Source organism: Azospirillum agricola, assembly GCF_017876095.1.
Taxonomy (GTDB): domain Bacteria; phylum Pseudomonadota; class Alphaproteobacteria; order Azospirillales; family Azospirillaceae; genus Azospirillum; species Azospirillum agricola.
Genome location: NZ_JAGINM010000030.1, coordinates 1 through 22,946, shown reverse-complemented (window position 1 = coordinate 22,946; position 22,946 = coordinate 1). Strand labels below are relative to the sequence as shown.

The 22,946-nt window shown below is 70.7% G+C and carries 20 protein-coding genes; 11 read left to right on the top strand and 9 right to left on the bottom strand.

Annotated features, from left to right (window positions below):
• The first annotated feature begins 321 nt into the window (after window positions 1-321).
• From J2847_RS29970 to J2847_RS29955, 4 genes are all read left to right on the top strand, one after another.
• A complete protein-coding gene (locus J2847_RS29970) occupies window positions 322-1,815 on the top strand; it encodes an ATPase domain-containing protein (RefSeq protein ID WP_325169513.1) in 1,494 nt (497 codons plus the stop codon).
• Window positions 1,816-1,819: 4 nt separating this feature from the next.
• A complete protein-coding gene (locus tag J2847_RS29965) occupies window positions 1,820-3,457 on the top strand; it encodes an ATP-binding protein (RefSeq protein ID WP_209782394.1) in 1,638 nt (545 codons plus the stop codon).
• A 148-nt stretch (window positions 3,458-3,605) separates the two neighbouring features.
• A complete protein-coding gene (locus J2847_RS29960) occupies window positions 3,606-3,977 on the top strand; it encodes a response regulator (RefSeq protein ID WP_209782393.1) in 372 nt (123 codons plus the stop codon).
• Window positions 3,978-4,269: 292 nt separating this feature from the next.
• Complete coding sequence (locus tag J2847_RS29955; RefSeq protein ID WP_209782392.1) at window positions 4,270-4,791, top strand: ferritin-like domain-containing protein; 522 nt, start codon at window positions 4,270-4,272, stop codon at window positions 4,789-4,791.
• Window positions 4,792-4,799: 8 nt separating this feature from the next.
• On the opposite strand, the gene J2847_RS29950 is transcribed toward J2847_RS29955, so the two are convergent.
• A complete protein-coding gene (locus J2847_RS29950) occupies window positions 4,800-5,186 on the bottom strand; it encodes a response regulator (protein ID WP_209782391.1) in 387 nt (128 codons plus the stop codon).
• Window positions 5,187-5,190: 4 nt separating this feature from the next.
• Window positions 5,191-7,197, bottom strand: coding sequence for an ATP-binding protein (locus J2847_RS29945; protein ID WP_411800657.1), 2,007 nt, complete (start codon window positions 7,195-7,197; stop codon window positions 5,191-5,193).
• A 1,181-nt stretch (window positions 7,198-8,378) separates the two neighbouring features.
• Here J2847_RS29945 and J2847_RS29940 point away from each other — a divergent pair.
• The 4 genes from J2847_RS29940 (at window position 8,379) to J2847_RS29925 (ending at window position 14,017) form a co-directional block, all read left to right on the top strand.
• The gene (locus tag J2847_RS29940) at window positions 8,379-9,365 is read left to right on the top strand and encodes a helix-turn-helix transcriptional regulator (RefSeq protein WP_209782389.1); all 987 of its coding nucleotides are present in this window, start codon (window positions 8,379-8,381) and stop codon (window positions 9,363-9,365) included.
• A gap of 141 nt (window positions 9,366-9,506) precedes the next feature.
• Entirely contained in the window at window positions 9,507-10,769 is a 1,263-nt protein-coding gene (locus tag J2847_RS29935; protein ID WP_209782388.1) for an MFS transporter, read from the top strand.
• A gap of 81 nt (window positions 10,770-10,850) precedes the next feature.
• Entirely contained in the window at window positions 10,851-12,974 is a 2,124-nt protein-coding gene (locus J2847_RS29930; protein WP_233474877.1) for a TonB-dependent receptor, read from the top strand.
• Between the two features lie 5 nt (window positions 12,975-12,979).
• Window positions 12,980-14,017, top strand: coding sequence for a class I SAM-dependent methyltransferase (locus tag J2847_RS29925; RefSeq protein WP_209782387.1), 1,038 nt, complete (start codon window positions 12,980-12,982; stop codon window positions 14,015-14,017).
• A gap of 38 nt (window positions 14,018-14,055) precedes the next feature.
• Here the strand turns inward: J2847_RS29925 and J2847_RS29920 are convergent, their stop codons facing one another.
• The 4 genes from J2847_RS29920 to J2847_RS29905 all read right to left on the bottom strand — a co-directional run bounded on the left by J2847_RS29920 (window position 14,056) and on the right by J2847_RS29905 (window position 16,008).
• Window positions 14,056-14,358 (bottom strand): hypothetical protein, encoded by a 303-nt coding sequence (locus J2847_RS29920; RefSeq protein ID WP_209782386.1) that lies wholly within the window; start codon window positions 14,356-14,358, stop codon window positions 14,056-14,058.
• Window positions 14,355-14,579 carry a hypothetical protein gene (locus J2847_RS29915; RefSeq protein ID WP_325169512.1) on the bottom strand — a complete coding sequence of 75 codons (225 nt, stop codon included), beginning with the start codon at window positions 14,577-14,579 and terminating at the stop codon, window positions 14,355-14,357. Before J2847_RS29915 ends, J2847_RS29920 begins: the two co-directional genes overlap by 4 nt.
• Window positions 14,580-14,689: 110 nt before the next feature.
• Window positions 14,690-15,127 (bottom strand): TIGR02588 family protein, encoded by a 438-nt coding sequence (locus J2847_RS29910; protein ID WP_209782384.1) that lies wholly within the window; start codon window positions 15,125-15,127, stop codon window positions 14,690-14,692.
• Window positions 15,128-15,159: 32 nt separating this feature from the next.
• A complete protein-coding gene (locus J2847_RS29905; RefSeq protein ID WP_209782383.1) occupies window positions 15,160-16,008 on the bottom strand; it encodes a TIGR02587 family membrane protein in 849 nt (282 codons plus the stop codon).
• A 292-nt stretch (window positions 16,009-16,300) separates the two neighbouring features.
• Between J2847_RS29905 and J2847_RS29900 the strand changes: the two genes are divergently transcribed.
• Both J2847_RS29900 and J2847_RS29895 read left to right on the top strand, forming a co-directional pair.
• Window positions 16,301-17,227, top strand: a complete 927-nt coding sequence (locus J2847_RS29900; RefSeq protein WP_209782382.1) for an ABC transporter ATP-binding protein — start codon at window positions 16,301-16,303, stop codon at window positions 17,225-17,227.
• On the top strand, window positions 17,224-17,985 hold the full coding sequence (locus J2847_RS29895; protein ID WP_209782381.1) for an ABC transporter permease: 762 nt from the start codon (window positions 17,224-17,226) through the stop codon (window positions 17,983-17,985). Before J2847_RS29900 ends, J2847_RS29895 begins: the two co-directional genes overlap by 4 nt.
• An 81-nt stretch (window positions 17,986-18,066) precedes the next feature.
• Here J2847_RS29895 and J2847_RS29890 read toward each other — a convergent pair whose 3' ends face one another.
• Window positions 18,067-18,396 (bottom strand): hypothetical protein, encoded by a 330-nt coding sequence (locus J2847_RS29890; protein ID WP_209782380.1) that lies wholly within the window; start codon window positions 18,394-18,396, stop codon window positions 18,067-18,069.
• Window positions 18,397-18,510: 114 nt separating this feature from the next.
• Window positions 18,511-20,025 (bottom strand): ribonuclease J, encoded by a 1,515-nt coding sequence (locus J2847_RS29885; RefSeq protein ID WP_233474876.1) that lies wholly within the window; start codon window positions 20,023-20,025, stop codon window positions 18,511-18,513.
• Window positions 20,026-20,916: 891 nt separating this feature from the next.
• Between J2847_RS29885 and J2847_RS29880 the strand changes: the two genes are divergently transcribed.
• Complete coding sequence (locus J2847_RS29880; RefSeq protein ID WP_209782379.1) at window positions 20,917-22,554, top strand: Na+/H+ antiporter; 1,638 nt, start codon at window positions 20,917-20,919, stop codon at window positions 22,552-22,554.
• On the opposite strand, the gene J2847_RS34380 is transcribed toward J2847_RS29880, so the two are convergent.
• Window positions 22,542-22,946: hypothetical protein (locus tag J2847_RS34380; protein ID WP_233474875.1), on the bottom strand; the 405-nt coding region annotated here is incomplete at its 5' end. The two genes, J2847_RS29880 and J2847_RS34380, sit on opposite strands and share 13 nt — an antisense overlap.

Genomic DNA, 22,946 nt, shown 5'->3' with positions numbered 1-22,946 from the left:
CCGGCTGTCAAGCCGGTCCTGGGGTGCGGCCGGGGGCCGCCGGCCGCGCGGCACGTCGGCAATGAAGTGAAGGGCAACAAGAAGTCCAAGCGAACCGAGCGTTGGGTGGGCAAACGATCGGCGGGCCGTCTCCCCCGCAAGGCTCGGCGCTTCGCCTGGTCCTATCACCATTTTCAGAGAAGAGGACAAGCGGATTCCTCCTTCCGCTTTCCTTTGTCTTTGGCAGGATGAAACCATTTGTCGCCAGCCATGTTCTTTGTGAAACGACGCCGATCACGCCGCAAAGGGATCGGCCAAGAACCATCGATAGGGGATGTCCGCGTGCCTGATCCGTTGCCGATCGAGAAGCTCCAGACCGGGATTCCGGAATTCGACGCGATCCTGCGGGGCGGCCTGCCGCGCGAACGGCTCCATCTGCTGGAAGGGGCGCCCGGCACCGGCAAGACCACCATCGCGCTTCAGTTCCTGCTGAAGGGCCAGGAGGACGGAAAGCGGTGCCTCTACGTCACCCTGTCCGAAAGCACGCAGGAGCTGGTCTCCGCCGCCGCCAGCCATGGCTGGTCGCTGGACGGCATCGGGATCGTCAACCTCGTCCCGCTGGAGGCCCAGCTCGACCGCCAGCAGAGCGTCCTCTACTCGTCCGAGGTCGAACTGGGCGAAACCATGCGCCTGATCACCGACCGCATCGAAAGCGACGATCCGGAGCTGGTGGTGATCGACAGCCTGTCGGAACTGCGCCTGCTGGCGCAGGACCAGCTCCGCTACCGCCGGCAGCTCCTGGCCCTGAAGCAGTTCCTGCAAGGGCGCTCCTGCACCACGCTGGTGCTGGACGACCTGAGCCACCGCGAGGACAGCACCGATCTTCACAGCCTGATGCACAGCGTGATCCATCTGGAGCAGATCGAGCGATCCTACGGGGCCGCGCGGCGGCGCCTGCGGATCGTGAAGATGCGCGGCGCGGACTACCAGAGCGGCTGGCACGACTTCATGATCACCACGCGCAACGTGCTGGTCTTCCCCAGCCTGATCGCCGAGGACCACGAGGCCGAGTTCGCGCCCGCCCTGATGACGAGCGGCCTCGGCGGGCTCGACACGCTGCTGGGGGGCGGGCTGTCGCACGGCAGCACCACCATGCTTCTCGGCCCGTCCGGTGTCGGCAAATCCTCGATCGCCCTGCAATATGTGATGGCCGCGGTGCGGCGCGGCGAGCGGGCCGCCTACTTCTCGTTCGACGAGGGCTTTCACACGCTCCAGCAGCGCAGCAGCGCCCTGAGGATGGACACCGCGCAGGCCGTGCGCGAGGGCCGCCTCGGCTGGACGCGGGCGAACCCGTCGCGGCTGTCGCCCGGCCAGTTCGTCTGGCAGGTCCGCCGCGAGGTCGAGGACCAGGGCGCCCGCATCGTGGTGATCGACAGCCTGAACTCCTACCTCAGCACCATGCCGGAGGAGCAGGCGCTCATCCTGCAAATGCACGAGCTGCTGACCTACCTGAACAACCAGGGGGTCGTGACCATCCTGATCCTCGCCCAGCAGGGGATCATCGGCGACATCGAGAATCCGGTCGACCTGTCCTTCATGAGCGACACGGTCGTCCTTCTGCGCTTCTTCGAGGCGGGCGGCGAGGTGCGCAAGGCGATCTCGGTGGTCAAGAAGCGGACCGGCGTCCACGAGCTGTCGATCCGCGAGTTCCGCCTGTTCCCCGACGGCATGCAGGTCGGCCCTCGGCTGATGGACTTCCAGGGCATCCTGACCGGGACGCCGGAGTATGACGGATCGCTGGAGCCCTTGCTGCGCGACGGGACGGAAAGTTCCTGAGACCGTGGCGACGGACGGCGCGATCCTGATCCTGGCCCCCTACGGCCGGGACGCCGAGGTGATCGGACTCGTGCTGGGCGACGCCGGCCTCGCCGTGCGCCCCTGCGGCGACGTCGCGGCGGTGTGCGCCATCCCGACGGAGTCGGCGGTCGCCCTGGTTCTCGCCGAGGCCGCCCTGCTGGACGGGGGGCTGGAACGGCTGGCCGAATGGCTGGACGGACAGCCCTCCTGGTCGGATCTTCCGGTGCTGGTCCTGACCGCGCGCGGGCAGCAGCCCGCCGGGAAGGGGCGCTGGGATCTGTTCCAGCGTCTCGGCAACGTCACCCTGCTGGACCGCCCCCTCCAGGCCGAGGCGCTGCGGAGCGCCGCCCGGTCCGCCCAACGCAGCCGGATGCGGCAGTACCGTTCGCGGATGCATCTGGAGGCCATCGAGCGGTCGGCCGAGGTGCTGGAGCAGCGTGTCGCGGAACGGTCCCAGGCCCTCGTCACGGAGATGGCGGAACGCCGGCGCGCACAGGAAGCCCTGCACCAGGCGCAGAAGATGGAGGCGATCGGCCAGCTCACCGGGGGCATGGCGCACGACTTCAACAACGTGCTTCAGGGCATCGCCGGCTGTCTGGCGGTCCTGGACCGGCATGTGCCCGACGGAACCCCGCGCGCCCTGTTCGAGGCGGCGAGCCGGTCGATCCAGCGGGGCGCGCATCTGACGCAGTCGCTGCTGGCCTTCGCGCGGCGCCAGACCCTGATGCCGCAGGCGACCAACCTGCACGACCTGCTCGACGGGATGCGCCCGCTGCTGGAGCGCTCGCTGGGCGGGCTGATCCGGGTCGTCATCCTGGTGGCGCCCGGCACCCCGGCGGCCCTGGTCGACCGGGCCCAGCTCGAATCGGCCATCCTGAACCTCGTGATCAACGCCCGCGACGCCATGCCGTCGGGCGGGCAGCTGACGCTGAGCGCCTTCGGCACCACCACGGCGGCATGGCCCCCGGAATCCGGCGAGCCGCCGGCCATCCCGCCCGGAGCCCATGTCGCGGTGCGTGTCGAGGACACCGGCACCGGCATGGACGAGGCGACGCTGGCCCGCGTGTTCGAACCCTTCTTCACCACCAAGGAGGTGGGCAAGGGATCGGGTCTCGGGCTTTCGATGGTGCAGGGGATGGCGACCCAATCCGGCGGCGGTGTCCACATCGCCAGCCGGGTCGGCGCCGGCACGACGATCACGCTCTACCTGCCGGCGGTCCCCCTGCCCCGTGGCGCCGGTACCGAGGAGCCGACGGAGCCGCACGGCGGCGCCGCACAGACCATCCTGGTCGTGGAGGACGACCCGCTGGTGCGGCTGGGCACGGTGGCGCTGGTCGAGGAGCTCGGCTACCGGGTGGTCGAGGCCGGCGGTGCCGCGGAAGCGCTGGCGATCCTGCGGAGCGGACGACGGGTCGATGCGCTGGTGACGGACTTCGCCATGCCGGACATGAACGGCGCGGACCTGATCCACGAGGCGCGCGGCCTCGCCCCCGGCCTGCCGGCCATGGTCGTGACCGGATACGCGGAGATGCGCAAGCCGGACCCGAGCATCCGGATCCTGCACAAGCCGTTCTCGCAGAAGCAGCTCGCCGCCTGCCTGACGGCGCTGTTCCAGGACTGAAGCCCCATCGGCGGCGGTCCGGTCCAATCTGGAGCCAAGGTCATATGCTCTTGACCGACCCGGCATTTTCCTCATTTTACGCTTCCCGCCCTCCGCCGCGCACCGGCGCCACGGGCGGGCCACGTCCCTTCGCCCTTTCGGATCGGTCATGAACAAGGTTCCGCACGTCATCCTGGCCGAGGACGAAGATCTGGTGGCCATGAGCCTGTGCATCGCCCTGGAGGACGCTGGCTGCCGCGTCACGGTGACGCACAACGGGCTGGAGGCGCTCCAGATGGACGAAACGGATCCGGCGGACGTGCTGGTCACGGACATGCGGATGCCGGTGATGGATGGGTCCACCCTCATCCGGATGATCCGCCACCGCCGCTCTTCCCTGCCGGTGGTCGTCATGACCGGCTACAGCGACGGGCTTCCCAAGGAGGAGGCGAACCGGTTGGTGCTTCTGCGCAAGCCGTTCGCGCCCGACACCCTCTCCAGAAGCGTGCAGAGCCTGCTGGCCGACGACGGCGCCTCCTGAACGCGTCACGCCGGCAAGGAAAAGCCCGCCTTTTCAGGCGGGCGGGAGTTCAGGAGGTCACATGTCACTGACAAGGGGACAACAGGCCGCCCCCTCCGCCGTCCTGCGCATCGGATGGTCAGTTCCCGTAAGGGCAGAGCGCCGGCCACCGGCGGCCCCGATGGTGGAGGAGCCCCGGTGACGGCGCGGCGCCATGGGACCATCACCCAACGCTCATGACCCTCTGGGCAGGGAGCAGCCGCACGCAAACGCTGTTGGAGAGGGTGATCGTCCTCAACTTTGGGAGACACCCATGGCCGTCTACTCGGCACGCCTCACGCGCGACCTCTTCATCACCGGGCTTCGCAACGCCCACGCCCTGGAAAACCAAGCCCTTTCCCTGATGGACCGCCAGCTCGACCGGGTGGTCAGCTATCCGGAGGTCGCCGACCATCTGCGGATGCACCGCGCCGAGACCGAGGGCCAGATCGCCCGGCTGGAGGAAATCCTGGAGACGCTCAAGGAGAGCCACTCCAGCCTCAAGGACACGGCCATGTCGATGATGGGAAACCTCGCGGCGCTCGGCCACACCTTCGCCGAGGACGAGATCCTCAAGAACTCCTTCGCGAACTTCGCCTTCGAGAATTTCGAGGTGGCGAGCTACCGGTCTCTGCTCACGGTGGCCGATGTGGGAGCCTTCTCCTTCGCCGTTCCCCTGCTCCAGAAATCGCTCGGCGAGGAGGAGGCGATGGCGGCCTGGGTGCTCGAGAACGTGCCGACCATCACCTTGAAGTATCTGACCCTCAAATCGGCCGACGAGACCGCCGGCCGCTGACCGCGGCGCTACCCCCCAAGACTTTTCCGGATCTCCTCGTCGAGCCTGTCGGGCGCGTAGGGTTTGCCCAGCAGCGGCCCCAGCGCGTTCGGCGGGGCCGTCCGCTCCAGCTCGGCATAGCCCGTCGCGTAGATCACCTTGATGGCCGGACGGAGCGTCCGCACGCGTTCGGCAAGGGCGAACCCGTCGAGACCCGGCATGCGGATGTCGGTGAACAGCAGATCGATGACCGGCTCGCTCCGGACATGCTCCAGCGCCTCCTCCGCCGAACCGGCCTCGATCACGCGGTAGCCCATGTCCTCGATGATGGAGACGGTCATCAGGCGGACCAGGGTCTCGTCCTCGACCACCAGCACGGTCGGCGGAAGCGCCGGGGCTTGTTGTTCGTTCTGCATGAGGTCACTCCGCTGCCGGCAGATGGAGGGTGATCGTCGTTCCGTTGCCCGGCCGGCTCGCGACGGTGGCACGGCCGCCCGACTGGGTGGCGAACCCATGGACCTGGCTGAGCCCAAGCCCCGTCCCCTTGCCCGGCGGCTTGGTGGTGAAGAAGGGCTCGAAGGCCCTCCGGGCGACGTCCGGGGCCATGCCGGTTCCGCTGTCGATCACCCGGATGCCGACAAGCCCGTCCGGCGCCGGTTCGCCGCCGATCAGCGCGCCGGTCGACCGTCCCGTCTCGAAACGCAGCGTGCCGCCCTGCGGCATGGCGTCACGGGCATTCACCGCGAGGTTCAGCAGCGCCGCCTCCAGCTCCGCCCGGTCGACCAGGATCGCCGGGACGTCGCCCAGCGAAAGCTCCACCCGGATGTTCTCCGGGAACGCACGGCCGAGCACCGCCGCAAGCTCGGACAAGCGCTCGTTGATGTCGAGGGGCTGCGGCTCCAGCCGCTGGCGCCGGGCGAAGGACAGGAGCTGCCGGGTCATCAGCGCGCCCCGTTCGATGGCCTCCGTCGCCTGATCGAGCACGACGCGGATGGCGGGTTCGCTGGTGCGACGCCCGACGAGGTGCACCGCTCCGCGCAGCACCATGAGCAGGTTGTTGAAGTCGTGGGCGACGCCCGAGGTCAATTGCCCCAGCGCCCGCATGCGTTCGGCGTCGTGGTGCGCGTCGGCCGCCTCGCGCCGCAGCCGGGCCATGGTCAGGTTGGCCCGGACCCGCGCGATGAGCTCGCGGGACGAAAAGGGCTTCACGAGATAATCGTCGGCGCCCGCGTCGAGCCCCTCGACGCTGGCCTCCTCGCCGGCCCGCGCGGACAGCAGCACGACCGGAACATCGCGGGTCGCCGGATCGGACCGCAGCGCCGCCAGCAGCCCGAACCCGTCCAGCCGGGGCATCATCACGTCGCTGAGCACCAGATCGGGTTTGTCGGCGCGGACCGCCTCCAGCGCCTCCGCCCCGTCCTCGGCGGTGGCAACGGCAAAATCGGGGGCGAGAAGCCGGGCGACGTAATCGCGCATGTCGGCATTGTCGTCCACGATTAGGACGCGGGCGGGCGTTCCGTCCCCGGCCGCCCGCGCGGGCGCGGACGGCGCGGACGGCCCGACGTCCTCCCGCCGCTTGCCCCAGCGGCCGGCCTCGGCGAGGAAGGCGTCGGCGCGCAGGGGCGTCGGGGCAAGATCCGCCGCCTGCCCGTCCTCCGCCGCGCGCCCGGCGTCCGGCTCCCAGGGAAGGGATACCGTGAAGGTGGAGCCCGCGTCGACGGCGCTGGCCAGGGTCACGTCGCCCCCGTGCAGGCGCGCCAGTTCACGCACCAGCGCGAGGCCGATGCCCGTCCCCTCGTGGGTCCGGGCCCGGGCCGACGCGATGCGGTGGAAGCGGTCGAAAATCCGCTCCCGGTCCTCGGCGGCGATGCCGCTCCCGGTGTCGCTCACCGCCAGAGCGACCCCCTCCGGCGATTCCGTCAGGCGCACGGCGATGCCGCCGGCCAGCGTGTGCTTCAGCGCGTTGGACAGCAGATTCAGGACGATCTTCTCCCACATGTCGCGGTCGATCGCGACGGTCCGGGACAGCGGCCCGCACGCCACCTCGAAGCGCAGGCCGGCCGTCTCGACCGCCGACCGGAAGGAACCGGCGATGTCGGCGGTGAAGGCCGCGAGATCGGTCGCCTCGAACCGGATGAGCGTCCGCCCCGCCTCGATGCGCGCGAAATCGAGCAGCGCGTTGACCAGCTTCAGCAGACGCAGCCCGTTGCGATGGATCGTGCGCAGCCGCTCGCCGTCGGCGGCGTCCCAGGCGGCGGCCTTGGGCAGAAGCTCCTCCAGCGGTCCGAGCAGAAGGGTCAGGGGCGTGCGGAATTCGTGGCTGACGTTGGAAAAGAAAAGCGTCTTGGCATGGTCCAGCTCCGCCAGCGCGTCGGCGCGCCGCCGCTCGGCCTCGTAGGCCAGCGCGTTGCCCAGGAGGACCGCCATCTGCCCGGCCAGCAGGTCCAGGAAGGATCGGTATCCCTCGTCCAGCGCGCGGTTCGGGCTGGTGCCGGCGATCAGGACGCCGATGGGGGCGCCGTGCCCTGACCGGCCGATCGGCTGGCTCACGGCGACGCGGACCGGGTCGCCCCAGGGGCCGGCCGGCTTCGCGACGCGCTGGTCGACGGCTCCGGTCACCACCGTCCCGCCCGCCGCGGCGCCGCGCAGCCCCCAGGGATCGGGGCCGCCGCCGTCCAGCGACAGCCTTTCCGGAATCCCGAGCTCGGCCGCGGACATCCCGACGGCGCCGTGCAGCAAGAGTTCCGTCCCTTCGGGGTTGGCGAGGTACAGAAGCAGGAAGGGCAGGTCGAGAGGATGCTGCGCGACGATCGCCATCGAGTCCCGGCAGACCGCCTCCACGCTCCGCGCCTCTCCGGCCTTCGCGGCCAGATCGCGCAGCAGCCCGATCCGCCGCTCGCCGACGACCTGGGGCGTCACCTCGCTGCACACCGCCAGCATGCCGACGATCCGCCCGTCGTCGTCCTCCGCCGGGGCATGGGACACGCTGAAATAGGCCTCCTCGGGGTAGCCGGCGCGCTCCAGCAGCAGCAGCAGCGCCGGCGTCCAGTTGGCCACCCCCGTGCGCATCACCTCGTCGATCATCGGCCCCAGCGTGTCCCACGCCTTGTCGAGCGTGACCCGGATGTCGATGCCGAGCGCCTCGGGATGCTTGTCGCCGATCAGTTCCGCGTAGGCGTCGTTGTAGAACTGGGTGAAATGCGGTCCCCAGGTCAGGATCATCGGGTAGCGGGAGGCCAGGAGCGTCCGGACCGTGGCCCTCAGGCTCTGCGGCCAGCCGTCCACCGGACCGACCGGCGTGCGCGACCAATCGAGATCGCGCATGAGGGCCGCGGCCATGCCCGGCCGATCGAACACCCCTCTCCCACCCCGCTCGCCCTCATGCATCCCAACCCACAGCCCTCGGTGAATCCATACCGCTTATATAGGGCTGCGATCGCCGCGACCACCAACGGAGCGCCGCAATCGCATCGACGGCCCCGGACGGGAACCGCCCATGCGGCGGGGTTGGACAGCCGCCACGCGCCCTATTTGCGAATCGCTCGCAACTGATGCTATGGTCCGCCGGCCGGCGCGCCGGCGATGCCACGGCAGAAGGACCGCCCGCCATGGACAGCCTCCGCAAGACCGGACCGGACGTGTTCCAGGTCGGCCCGCAACTGCTGGCCCGTCTCGCCGGGCCGGAGTGCGGCTGGCGCGACCACGCGCTGCCGCGCGACGACGGCGCCGTGCGCTTCCGCACCGGACGGATCGGGCCGGGCATCAGCCTGACCAGCAGCGACTGCCGCCTGCGCGGCGACTACCGGTCGCGGATCGAGCATGGCGGGGCGGTCGGGGTGCTGGCCTTCGGCCTGTCGGGCACCAGCCTGTTCGGCTGCGGCGACACGGCGCCGCGCCACACGGTGCGCGCCGGGGACGTCTGGCTGTTCCGTCTGGACGACGCGCCCATCACCCGGCTGACCCCGGCGCAGAAGCGGGCCGGGATGCTGGCGGTCAAGTTCGACCTGGACCGCATCGGCAAGGCGCTGGACGGCGCCGGCCTGACCCGGATGCCGGGCGGAACCCGCGCGGTCCGGCTGGGGCGGTCGGAGGGGGGTGTCGAACGGCTGCGCCTGCTGCTGGACAACGGCCTCGCCTCGCCGCTCGACCGGCTGATGGCGGAGAGCGCGGCGCTCGGGATGCTGGCGCATTGGCTGGCGCCGCTGGCGGCCGGCGGCCCGGTGAACGGCGGCGCGCCGGGCGATGGTGCCTTGGGAGAGGGCGCGTTGGGAGACGGGGAGCGGCGCGGTCTGGGGCGGGTGGCGGATCTGCTGCTGTCCGACCTCTGCCACCCGCCCTCGCTGGAGCGGCTGGCCGAGGCGGCGGGGATGAGCCACGCGCGGCTGAACCGCTGCTTCCGCAAGGCTTATGGCCAGACCGTCTTCGCCTGGCTGCGCGACCGGCGGCTGGAGCGCGCCGAACATTGCCTGAGGGACGGCGGGCGGAGCGTCACCGAGATCGCCTTCCTCTGCGGCTTCAGCAGCTCCAGCCATTTCGCCGCCGCCTTCCGCGAGCGGCACGGGTGCAGCCCGGCCGAATTCCGCCAGCGCCGCTGACACTGGCGATACCGACACTGGCGATGCCGACACCGGCGACACCGGCCGTTCGGCGTCTGTCCGGCCGCGTTCCGCCGATGACGGCGGCGGCGGCGGAACGCGCGTAGGGTCGTCGGCCCCCAATCCGACTCCGGAACCGCCATGACCACCGCGCCAACCACCGCGCCGACCTCCACGCCGCCCGACCGGAAGACACGCGCCGTCGCCGCCCTGTTCGGCGGGCTGCTGGCGAACGGCGCCGGCCATTCCTTCCTGCTGATCGTGCTGCCGCCGCTGGGGCGGAGCCTCGGCTTCGGGGATGTGCGGACCGGGCTGCTGCTCAGCCTCTCCGCCCTGCTGCTGGTCGTCGCCGGGCCGGTCTGGGGGCATATCTGCGACCGCTGGGGCCGGCGCCGCGTGCTGACGGCCGGGCTGGCCGCCGCCGCCCTGTTTCCCGCGGCGATGGCGGCGATCCTCGCCGGCCACGCCGGGGGAGCCCTGTCGGGCGGGGCGGCCTTCGCCCTGCTGCTGGCCGCCCGGCTGGTCCAGTCGGCCCTGTCGGCCGGGATCATGCCGGCGGCCCAGGCCTTCCTCGCCGACGTGACCAGCGCCGACCGGCGGGCCGGCGGCATGGGGATGATGGGCGCCGCCTTCGGGCTCGGCGCCATCCTCGGCGGTGCCTTCGCCTGGCGGATGGGCGGGACGAATCCCGTCGCGGCCCTGCTGGCCATCGCCGCGCTGATCGCCGCCGGAACGCTGGCGGTCTGGTTTTGCATCGGCGAGCCGGAGCGGAAGGCGGCGCGGGGCAATGGCGCGGCGGCGGTCCCGGCAAGGGGGTGGCCGCGTCTGGCCGGCATCCGCCCGTTCCTGGCGATCACGCTGTGCGGGCTGACGGCCTACAGCCTGTTGCAGCAGGTGACGGCGCTGCGCCTCCAGGACGCCTTCGGCCTGAGCCCGGTGGACTCGGTGCAGCGCGGCGGCGCCATCCTGGCGCTCACCATGACGGTGATGGTGGCGACGCAGGGGCTGGCGGTGCGCTGGCTGGGTTGGGGCCCCGCCCGCCTGCTGCGCGCCGGGGCCGCCACCGCGACGCTCGCCCTGCTGGCGGCGGCGCTGGCGCCCTCGCCCGCCCTGCTGACGGCGGCGATGGCCGGGCTGGGCAGTGGCCTCGGGCTGCTGTTGCCGGGCAACCTCGCCACGCTCAGCCTGCGGACGCCGCCGGACGCGCAGGCGCGGGCCGCCGGCCTCAACGGCGTCGGGCAGGGGATCGGCATGGCCGCCGGCCCGCTGCTGGGAGCGTCGCTGCACCAGCTTTCGCCGACGATGCCCTATTGGGCGGGCGCCGCGATTCTGGGCGCGGTGTGCGCGCTGGCGTTCCGGCCACACCGGCCGGCCCGTTCGCCCGATGACGCGTTCGCCCGATGACGGGAAACGTTCGGCGTTTGGGCGCGCCCCCCGGCGCTTCGTCTAGCCTCGCCCCGGACTTCAGCGAGGACAACCGTTTCGATGACGCACCCACCGCTCCGCACGCCGCCGCGCGCCCGCCTGCTCTCCTTGGCCCCGCTTGTTCCGGCCCCGCTCCTTCTGGCGATGGCGGGGCCGGCGCTGGCCGCCGACCCGCCGGACGCTCCCGCCGCCGTCGAACTGGCCCCGGTGACGGTCGAGGCCCGGCAGTGGAAGGAGGACGTCCGGCGCACCCCCGGATCGGTCGAGGTGCTGACTCCTCAGGAGCAGGACAGCCCGTTGTCGGGTGGGCTGGCGGTGGTCGCCAAGCGCTCGCCGAACGTCCGGATCGAACAGTCGTCGGTGCAGACGCGGATCGTCGTGCGCGGCATGACCAGCGCCAACACCGCCCTTCAGGATCCGCTGGGCTTCTTCGTGAACGACGTCGCCCTGCCGCACGGCGCCACCCAGGCGCCCCGGCTGCCCGACCCGGCCGCGCTTGAAATCCTGAAGGGCCCGCAGGGCAGCCTCTACGGCCGCAACACCGAGTCCGGCGCCGTCAAGGCCGCCACCTCCGATCCGGACTGGACGCCGTCCGGCTGGGCCAGCCTGTCCACCGGCTTCCAGGACGGCCCCGACGGCTGGCGCCCCGCCGTCACGGCGGCCGGGCGGGTGTCGGGTCCGCTGGGCGGCGACGCCGTGGCGGGCGCGCTGGCCTTCCGCGCGGAGGACGCGCGGGGCACCGGCCTCAACCGCCTCGACGGGTCGAGGAACGGCGCCGAAACCGGGCGATGGACGCTGTCCGGCGGCCTGGAGGCACGGCCCGGCGACGACACCGACATCCGTCTGAAGAGCGTCGTCGAGCGGGCGGAGCTGGGCAAGGCGCGCATGCGCTATGTGTCCGGCCCCCATGCCACCCGCCGCTTCATCACCAACTACGACAGCCCCTCCTGGGACGATTCGACCAGCGCGGTGCAGTCCCTGCGGATCGACCGGCGCGGCGACGGGTTCGACCTGACCAGCGTCACCGGCTGGACCCATTACCGGCGCGATTTCCAGATGGATCTCGACGGCGCGCCGCTCCCCACCCTGCCGACCCTGTCGGCCCACCGCGACGACGCGCTGTCGCAGGAGATCCGCCTGACCTCCGCCGATCCGCAGGCGCGGCTGCGCTGGCTGGCCGGGCTCTACGCCCACCGGGAATGGACCAAGCTGGATTTCCGCATCGGCACCCCGCGCGTCCGCCGCGAGACCGCCATCGACCAGACCGGGCTGGCCGGCTTCGGGCAGGTGGAGGCCGGGCTGACCGACGCCCTGCGGCTCGCGCTGGGCGGCCGGATCGAATGGATCGGCCAGAGCGGCAGCCAGACCCTTTCCGGCGCGGCCGGGCGCGCCAGCTATGGGCGGGATCTCCGCCACACCACGCTGCTGCCGCGCGTCAGCCTGTCCTACGAGGCCGGGCCGGGTGCCACCCTCTACGCCTCCTACGCGCGGGGATATCTGCCGGGCGGCTACAATTACGGCACGGCGGTCAACCGCGACACGCTGACCTACGCGCCCGAGCACAGCTGGACCGCCGAGGCCGGCGTGAAGGGCCGCTTCGCCGGCGGGCGCGGCGAGGCCGGGCTGGCGGTCTTCCACACGCGCACGACCGACAAGCAGATTTTCGATCTGGTGCCCGGCGGCACCCAGAAGGTCAGCAACGCCGCCGAGGCCGAAATCCTCGGCGCCGAGCTGTCGCTGACCGGGCGGCTGAGCGAGCGCTGGACGCTGTTCGGCAGCGGCGGCCTGCAACGGGCCAAGGCGACCGCCTACAGCGTCACCGTCAGCCGCAACGGCGGGCTGGTGCCGGCCGACCTGTCGGGCAACCGCCTGCCGATGGCGGCGCAGGCCACCTACGCGCTGGGCCTGCGCTACGACGAGGGCGGGCGGGGCTGGTTCGGGCAAGCGGGCGTGAACGGCTCCGGCCCCTATTATTTCGATTCGGAGAACACGCTGCGGCAATCGGCCTACGCGCTGGTCGACGCCGAGATCGGCTACCGCTTCGCCGCGCTGGAGTTGGCGCTGTGGGCCGGCAACCTGTTCGACCGGAACGTCCACGCCCGCGCCGTCCGGGCGCCGCTCGGCGTGCTGGCCGAGGATGGGGCCGCGCGCGAGGTCGGGTTGCGCGTCAAGGCGGCGTGGTGACGGCCATGACGACGCCCCCCATCGCTCATCCCTGTGACGGCAGCGCGCTGCCCGCCCGGCTGTTCGACCTGATCCAGGCGCCGCTGCGCTGGCAACTGCTGGCGGCCGGGCTGGAGTTCGGCCTGTTCGACCGGCTGTCCGCGCCCACCACGGCGGCCGATCTGGCGGCCGATCTGTCGCTCGACGCCGGACGCCTCGGCCATGTGCTCGACGCGCTGGCCGCCATGGATCTGCTGGTCAAGAGCGGCGGCCGCTACCGCCTCGCGGAGGAGGCCGCGCCCTATCTGCGCGCCGACGGCGAGCGGTCGCTCCGCGACCTGCTCACCACCCTGCCCCGGCTGCGGCATGGCGACATCGCCGCGCTCCTGCGGGGGGAGGCCGGCGACGCGGCCCTCGACATGGCAGCGCCGGAATTCTGGGACCGTTCGGCCTTCAGCCTGCGCGCCTTTCATCGCGGCATGGGCGCGGCGGCGATGATCGCCGTTCTGGAAAGCCTGCCGGAATGGCCGTCGGCCCGGCGCTTCCTCGATCTCGGCGCCGGATCGGAAACGCTGGCGCTGACGGTCGCCCAGCGGCGGCCGGACATGACCGCCGCGCTGGTCGATCTGCCGCCGATGGCCGACCGGATCGCCGGACGGCTGGCGGCGGCCGGACCGGCGGGCCGCCGCGTCGCGGTGATCGCCGACGACTTCAACGACGTGGCGTTCGACGATCCGGAAACGGGCGGCGGGTACGACGTGATCTGGGCGTCGCTGACGCTCTACTACGCCCGCGACCTCGTGGCGCTGCTGACCAGGGCCCGGCGGGCGCTGGCGCCGGGCGGCGTCCTCGTCAGCCTGCACGAGGGGCTGACGGCGGAGCGCACCCGGCCGGAAACCCATGTCGTCGGGCGGCTGGTGGCGGCCTTGCGCGGGCAGGACCGCTCCTTCGACCAGGGCGCCATCGCGGCGGCGCTGTCCGCCGCCGGCTTCGGCCGGGTGGAAAGCCGGGACGTCGCGACCGCCTTCGGCCCGTTCCGGCTGGATTGCGGGCGGGATTCGTGATGGTCCGGGGCATGGCTCCGGGCCGACCGCCCGGCAACCTATCCGGCGGAACGGCGTGCCCAGGCGCGCTCCACCACCACGCCCTTCAGGGAAGGCGGGACGCGGGTCCGCTCGATCCACACCACCGAAAGGCCGGCCAGACGGCATTCGGCCGCCAGTTCACGGCCGTTCTCGTAACGGTGTTGGTCGAGCATCGGCCACGCGTCCAGCATCCGGTAGTCGAACGGACGGCCGAGCCGGAAATCGGTGAAGCCCTGGAAGAATTTCGGGTGCAGCAGCACCGGCTTGGCCTGGCGCCAGGACCGCGCCCCCCGGATGCGGTTGTTGGTCGTCCCGCTCATTGAAGCACCCGCGAGACCGGCCAACCCCGCACGTCGCGGGCAAGCCGTTCGAGCAGGCGTGCCGCGCGCGCCGGACCATGCAGGGCGGCGAGGCGGTCCACCGCCTCGATCATCATCGCCCAGGCCACGGCGCGCTCGGGCACATCCCCCCGCTCCCACAGGCTCCGCACCAGGGTCAAGGCATCCGCCAGCTCGGCGGATTCGCCCTCGGCTTCCTTCACGCACGCCTCCATCCGTCAAATGATACGTTACGATATAACATATCATTTGACGGGCGACACCCGTCCCATGGCCTTCGACGCCGCGCCGCGACGCGGCGGCGGAAGCGGTGTCAGGGTTCATTGTAGCCGACCGGAAAGACGCGCAGCTCGTAACGGGCCGGGTCGTTCCGGAAGAACAGACCGCCGGACCGCTCCGAATTGCCGGGAAGGAAATCGAGCGTGGCCTCGCTCGTCTCCACGACGACGCCCGCCTGCCGCAATTCGCCACGGACATGCAGCGCCGCGGCGGTGGCGCCCGCCGCGTTCGTCGCCCGGAACCGGACGAGGTGGCTCTCCCCGGCGGGCCTCGGCGGCTCGGTCTCGATCGTGACGGCGGGATTGCCGCGCTCGGGGGTCAAGGCGACGGACACCATGAACCCGATCATCGCGACGGTGACGACGACGCCGAGCGCGGCGACCACCCGTTCCCACAGCCGCGCGGAGCCGGCGCGCGCTCCGTCCGCGTCCGCCTCCCGCAGGGATTCCGCCTTCACGTTCCGTGCCTTCACGACGTCGGTTCTCCTTGCTCCGGCATGGGGATCTAGAGAATGAGGCGTGCCGCCGCCGCGCCGACGGACGAGGGAAAGCCGAGCACGACGGCGGCGCTCAGCACGTCCCCGATGCCGGTTCCGTCGGTCCGCCCGAAGGTCCAGAGCAGGTACAGGCAGATCAGCAGGACGACGACGTAGCCGACCACGGTGAAGCGCACGAACAGCGTCCAGAAGCCGACGCCCTCCGGAAACTCCGACCCGCCGGGAAAATCGATGCTGTAGACGAAAGCGTGCATGATCACCAGCGACAGAAGGATCAGCGCCAGCTCCCGCCAGGGATCCATCATGTAGGACAGCTGGATCATCTCCTCGGTCGGCGCGACGTTGAGGCCGAGGAACAGGGCGCCGACGCCCATCAGGAACAGCTCGCCCGGATAGCTGGGATCCTGCCGGTCCGGGCGGTCCTCGTCGGCGTTGCGCTTCTGTTGGCCGAGCTGGCCGCGGGCGAGCATGGCGCCGATGCTGCCGGGAAAGCTCTGCAACGCGATCTTGCCGATGACCTCCTGCCGGGTCATCCCGGTGTCGATGACCTTGAAGAGGAACAGCACCGCCGCCGCCATCAGCACCGCGACGGCGATCGCGACGAAGGCGTCGGTGACGTCCTCGCCCAGGCTCCCCGTCCGCTCGAAACCGACGAAGCGGGACAGCCCGACGAGCAGCGGAATCTGCACCACCAGCAGCAGGACCAGCCGCCACGGGTTGATGGAGAAGCCGATCTGCCACATCTCCATCGTCATCAGCATGGGCAGGGCGAAGATCAGGGCACCGGCGAACGCCCGTGCCAGCCCGACGGCGAAGGCCGGGTCGATGCCGTTGGAAGCGGTCGCATCGGCGGACATGCTGGTTCCGAAGCCTCCGGTCATCAAGCGATCCGAACCGCCCGGCCAGGGGAGCGTCGGCCTGTCGCGGGGACACCACATGCTTCAACGTGGCCGCGAGGACGGGGTTCCCTTGCCCCGGCCCCCTCCGATGGAGCGAATGGCTGGCGCGCCGGAACCGGCGCGGAGCCCCCGCCGGACGGCACCGGCCAGCGCCGCCGATGTTCGCGTTCCGTCGGGGACCGCCAGACGCTATGGTGGCCCGGCTCCCGTGGCGCCCGCAGCGGGTGGACCGGCAAGCCGAGGGGAGGACATGCAGCCTATCATTGAGATCCGTGGGTTGGAGAAGACCTACGCGTCCGGCTTCCAGGCCCTGAAGGGGGTCGATCTCGACATCCGCCGTGGGGAGATCCTCGCGCTGCTCGGCCCGAACGGCGCCGGCAAGACGACGCTGATCAGCATCGTCTGCGGCCTCGTCCGGGCGACATCCGGCAGCGTGACGGTGGATGGCCACGACATCGTGCGCGACTGGCGCGCCGCGCGCGCGCTGATCGGCCTCGTCCCGCAGGAGCTGACGACCGAGGCGTTCGAGAGCGTCCGGGCGACGGTCAGCTTCAGCCGGGGCCTGTTCGGCAAGCCCCCCGACCCGGCGGTGATCGAGCGGATCCTGAAGGACCTGTCCCTGTGGGACAAGAGGGACACCAAGGTCATGGCGCTGTCCGGCGGCATGAAGCGGCGCGTGCTGATCGCCAAGGCGCTGTCGCACGAGCCGCGCATCCTGTTCCTGGACGAGCCGACCGCCGGCGTGGACGTGGAGCTTCGCCGCGGCATGTGGGAGATGATCGGGCGGCTGCGCGACAGCGGCGTCACCATCATCCTGACCACCCACTACATCGAGGAGGCCGAGGAGATGGCCGACAGCATCGGGGTGATCTCCGGCGGGCGGATCATCCTGGTGGAGGGAAAGGCGGCGCTGATGGAAAAGCTGGGCAAGCGGCTGCTGACCCTGAGCTTGCAGAACCCGCTGGACGCCATCCCGGCCGAACTCGCCGGCTATCCCCTGACCCTGTCGGACGACGGGCGGGAGCTGGTCTACCGGTTCGACGCGCAGCACGAGCACACGGGCATCGCCGGGCTGCTCCGCAAGCTGGGCGATCACGGCATCGATTTCACGAACCTGCGCACCGAGGAAAGCTCCCTGGAGGAGATCTTCGTCAGCCTGGTGAAGGAGCGGGCATGAACATCCATGCGATCAGGGCCATCTACATCTTCGAGCTGGCCCGCACCTGGCGCACGCTGTTCCAGAGCATCGCCGGCCCGGTGATCTCCACGTCGCTGTACTTCATCGTCTTCGGGGCGGCCATCGGCGGACGCTTCGCGTCGGTGGAGGGCGTCAGCTACGGCGCCTTCCTCGTGCCCGGCCTCGTCATGATGTCGGTTCTGACGGAGAGCGTGTCGAACGCGTCCTTCGGCATCTACATGCCGCGCTACTCCGGCACGATCTACGAGGTGCTGTCGGCCCCGATCTCCGCCTTCGAGACGGTGGTCGGCTATGTCGGGGCGGCGGCGACCAAGTCCATCATCCTCGGCACGCTGATCCTGCTGACGGCGCGGCTGTTCGTGGAGTTCTCCATCGTCCACCCGTTCTGGATGATCGCTTTTCTCGTGCTGACCTCGGTGACCTTCAGCCTGCTCGGCTTCATCCTGGGCATCTGGGCCAACGGATGGGAAAAATTGCAGATCGTGCCGATGCTGATCGTGACGCCGCTGGCCTTCCTGGGCGGGAGCTTCTATTCGATCACCATGCTGCCGCCGTTCTGGCAGAAGGTCGCCCTGTTCAACCCGGTCGTCTATCTGGTCAGCGGCTTCCGCTGGAGCTTCTACGGCACCGCCGACGTGCCCGTCGCGCTGAGCCTCGCGATGACCGCGCTGTTGCTGGTGATCTGCCTCGCCGTGGTGTGGTGGATCTTCCGCACGGGCTACAGGCTGAAAAACTGAGGGGCGGTTTCACCGCCGGGCCCACGCCGGAAAGGCGCGGGCCGAGGCGGAGCGGGCGCGCCGGGATGGAGCGGCCTGCGTTCAGGCGGTCCGAAAACCGCGGCGCTTGCGGCGGCGGCTGAAGCGGTCGATGCGCTCCATGAGGTCGCCCACAGCGGCGGCACCCTCGACCTCGCCCGAATGCAGCAGCACACGAACATAGGTGTCGAGCGCGTTCAGGACGGCCTGCTCGTCGCTCATGCCCTGGGCGGGCCGACCCAAGCCGTCGACCATCAGGGCCTCGCAGTCGGCGAGCGCCTCGGCCACCGCGTTGATGGCCCGGTCGAGGCCAACCTCATCGCCGTCCAGGGCGGTGAGAACCGGCTCGAGCAGGTCGGGAAAGCGCGGCCGGTTCTCGGGACGTCCTGCCATGCTGCACTCCGTCGCGTGATGGGAACAGGTCCCGTTCGGGCCGGCCGCGTCACGCGGCCGGTCGGGATGCCGGACCTCCGGCAAGACGCGCCCGGCCCCGGTCGAGAGCCGTGGTCAGGCCGCGAGGCAGGCGGTCCCGCTCTCCTCGTCCGCACAGGCCGGCTCCGTCCAGGCCACCAGCTCCCGCCCGTTGTTGGCGAGGCGCCGGGGTTCGATGCAGCCGACCACCGCCGTGCCCTCGCGGGCCAGGCGCAGAATGTCGCCGTCCTGCGGGATCAACGCCCGTTCCACGCCGCACGCGCGGGCCAGCCGGGCGTGGGCCTCCAGATGCTCCAGCGTGCCGTGCACCGGCACCGCGAAGCGCGGGCGGACCAGACCGTACATGCGCCGGAGGTCGTCGCGCTTCGGGTGCCCGGAGACGTGGACCGGCGCATCCGCCGGGGTCACCACCTCCACCCCGGTGGCCCGCAGATGATCCTGCACGCGCCCGAGCGCCTCCTCGTTGCCGGGGATGGCACGGGCTGAGAAGATGGCGGTGTCGCCGCGCTCCAGCCAGAGGTCGCGGTGTTCGTTGCGGGCCAGCCGGCTGAGCGCCGCCCGCTCCTCTCCCTGGCTGCCGGTGCACAGGAAGACGAGGTTCCGGCGATCCGTCCAGGAGGCTTCAAGAGGGCTCATGAAGGCCGGCACGCTGTCCAGATAGCCGCAGGCGCGCGCCGCCTTCTCCATGCGCAGCATGGAGCGGCCGAGCAGCACGACCTTGCGGTCGTTGGCCGAGGCGGCCTCGGCCACCGCCCTCATCCGCGCCACGTTGGACGCGAAGCCGGTCACGGCGATCGCCCCCCCACACCCGGCGAAGGCATCCATCAGGCCGGCACGGGCGTCGGCCTCGGAACCGGTGGAGCCCTCCACGTCGGCGTTGGTGCTGTCGCACAGCATCGCCAGAACGCCGTCGTCGCCGAGGCGCTGCAAGGCGTCGAGGTCCGTTGGCCGGCCGACCAGCGGATCGGGGTCGAATTTCCAGTCACCGGTGTGCAGCACCGTGCCCGCCGGCGTGCGGATGGCCAGGGCCATCGGCTCCGGGATCGAGTGGGTGACCGCGATGGTCTTCACCTCGAAGGGGCCGAGCGCCAGCGTGTCGCCGATGGCGAACTCGCGGATGCGGACCTGACGCAGGGCGCCGGCCTCCTTCATGCGCTCGCGGATCACATGGGCGGCGAAGGGGCTGGCATGGATCGGGCAGGTCAGGCGCGGCCACAGATGGTGGATGGCGCCGATGTGGTCCTCGTGAGCGTGGGTCACGATCAACCCGACGACGTCCTGCATCCGCTCCTCGATGAAGGCCGGATCGGCCATCAGGGAGTCGATGCCCGGCGCGTCGTCGCCCATGAAGGCGACGCCGGCGTCGACGATCAGCCATTTCCCGGCGTGACCGTAGAGCGCCATGTTCATGCCGATGCGCGAGCAGCCGCCCAACGGCAGGAAAAGCACCTCATCGGTGCCGGGCACCGGCCCCGTCATCGGCTGGCGGCGCCCGCCAGACCCGTGGAGGGCCTGTCCGGACGACCACCCGCGCTGCGGGCGTGACTGGTCGCCCGACGCCTTGCGGCGCCGCTTGGGATCAAACGTCATTCTGTTCTGGTCTTTCGAAGCCGGCATTCGACGCTGCCGGAGGGCGTGCATCGCTCGTCGATGCGCAAAGGGGCTCCCCGGCCACGCCGCGGCGCCACGATGCCGGGGCGGCATCGCGGCGGCCAGACAAGCTCGGCCGAGAAGGAAGGCGCGCTGCGTTCAGCGCCGCCGATCCGGAAAACTGGGGAAAGCGGGACCACGAAAGGTCCTGGCGACAACGATCCGATGACAACGATTTGATGACAATCGCTTGGTGATGAGGACAATAGCGAAGACACATCCCGGACACAGGTGGCTGACGCCCGGCCCTTGCCCCGGCCCTCGCAGGATCGGACGGCAAGACCCGGAGCCGGAGGCGTCCACGCCCTCCTTTCGGGTGGCGCGTTCGAGCCGTTCGGCGTCTGGGAAGGAAGCTGGACGGAAAAGCGTCCATCGGACGCCAAATCTATATGAGGTAAATCCCCCATCTTTCAAGTCCCGGACGGCACAATCTTCAAAGTTCCGCTGCGAATGTTTGCCGGCGGGCGACGGCCGCCGCCTGGGATCGCCTGGGTGGGCATGTCGGCGGCGGGACTGGCGGCGGCACGCCAGCCCCTCCCCAACGCCTTCCGGAACATGCCAGCGCTGCCGCCGCCCGGCGCGGTCCGGATGGTTCGGGGCCGACCGCCACGCGACGATCCCGCCCCCGCTCCGTCGGCCAGGCGGAGCACGCCGCCGACGAGCTGGCCGATGCGGGAGTTCCCGATCCGCAGTTCCCGGACGCGCGGGATTCTCCACCCCGCCCGCCCCGGCCTCAGGAAGATCGGGCGTCCCTGACGCACAAAGAGGTTTCCAACGATCCCCGCATCCAAGATACTCGCCCCTCCACGGCACACAGGGGGAAATCGATCATTGGGCGTCATCACGATCGCACTCATTCTTCTGCTCGCCGTCGTCTTGAGCGGATTTATCGCGCGGGCACTGCCATGGGCGATTCCACGTCCCCTCGTCCAGATTTGCCTTGGCGGCGTGATCGGGCTTGCGGCGGACCTTCGCGTGCAGCTCGACCCTGACATCTTCTTCCTGCTCTTCCTGCCGCCCCTGCTCTTTCTGGATGGCTGGCGGATCCCGAAGGAGGAGTTGCTGAAGGACGCCAAGACGGTCCTCGAACTGGCCCTCGGGCTGGTCCTGTTCACGGTCATCGGCGTGGGCTTCTTCATCAACTGGATGATCCCGGCCATGCCGCTGCCGGTCGCCTTCGCGCTGGCCGCCGTGCTGTCGCCGACGGACCCCATCGCGGTGTCGGCCATCGCCGCCAGGGTGCCCATCCCGAAGCGGCTGATGCACATCCTCGAAGGGGAATCCCTCCTCAACGACGCCTCGGGCCTCGTCTGCCTCCGCTTCGCCATCGCGGCCACCCTCACCGGCGCCTTCTCGCTCTACGACGCCACCTTGAGCTTCCTGTGGGTGGCGCTGGGCGGCATCGCCGTCGGCGTCCTCGTCACCTGGTGCATCACGCGGGCCAAGGAATGGATCGCCCGGCGCTACGGCGAGGAGAGCGGCTCGCAGATCCTGATCAGCCTGCTCATTCCCTTCGCGTCCTATCTGGTGGCCGAGCACCTGCATTGCTCGGGCATCCTCGCGGCCGTCGCGGCGGGGGTGACGATGAGCGTCGCCGAGGTGACGGGCCAGACCCTGGCGGTGACCCGCATCCGCCGCAACACCGTCTGGGACATGATCCAGTTCGCGCTGAACGGCATCATCTTCGTGCTGCTGGGCGAACAGCTGCCCACCATCCTGGCGGGCGCGGTCGAGACGGTCCGCGTGACCGGACACCACGATCCCGGATGGCTGGTGATCTACGTGGTCGCCATCAACCTCGCGCTGGCGGCGCTCCGCTTCGCCTGGGTCTGGGTCTCCCTCAGCCTCACGCTGTTCCGCGCCAACCTGCGGGGCCGCGCCATGAACAGGCCCAGCTGGCGCCTCGTCGCCGCCACCTCGCTGGCGGGCGCGCGGGGAACCATCACGCTGGCCGGCATCCTGACGCTGCCGGTCGCGCTCGACAGCGGCGCGCCCTTTCCCGCCAGGGATCTGGCCATCCTGCTGGCGATGGGGGTGATCATCGTTTCCCTCATCGCCGCCAGCATCGGCCTGCCCATGCTGCTGAAGGGGCTGGAGATGCCGCCGGAGCCCTCCCACCAGGCCGAGGAGGACCGGGCGCGCATCGCGGCGGCCAAGGCGGCCATCGCCGCGATCGAGCGCGTCGAGCACGACATGGCGGCGGGGCGCGACGACGCCGACCTCTACGTCGCCGCGGCCGCCCAGGTCATGGACGTCTACCGTACCCGCATCGAGGCGCTGTCCCAGGAGGGGGCTGCGGCCGACACCACGCGGCACACCGACGCCATCGGGCGGACGATCCATGTCGCCGCCCTCAAGGCCGAGCGCAAGGCGCTCTTCCAAATGGTCCGGCGGCGCGAGCTCAGCGGCGAGATGGCGCGGAAGATCGTCCGCGAACTCGACTTGCTGGAGGCGCGCTACGACGGTTGAAGGGGCGCCGTCCAGCCACCGCCACGACCGCCCTCGAAGATGGGATCCGCGCTTCGCTCCCGCAGCTGCCGCCACATCCGGATCGTTTCAGGCGTCCGGACGTGGCAGGCCATCCAAGCCAGCCGGTCAGCGGAGGGAAGCGGCGCCCGAGCCGGTGGTGACGTAGCGAAGCGGGTGTCGGTCTCCGGGAAGGACTTGAAGGTTTCGTCGATCTGCTTGCCGAAGCTGTCGATGTAGTCGAGGTTGGCGTATTGCGGCGCCCTGGAGATGCCGAACAGGATGCCCTGGTCCTCCTCGGGCGCCAGCTCCGACATGGTGTTGGCGAAGAGGTAGCCGACCGACAGCAGGATGCCGACGGCGAACAGCAGCGTCGCCGCCCGGTAGTCGAGCAT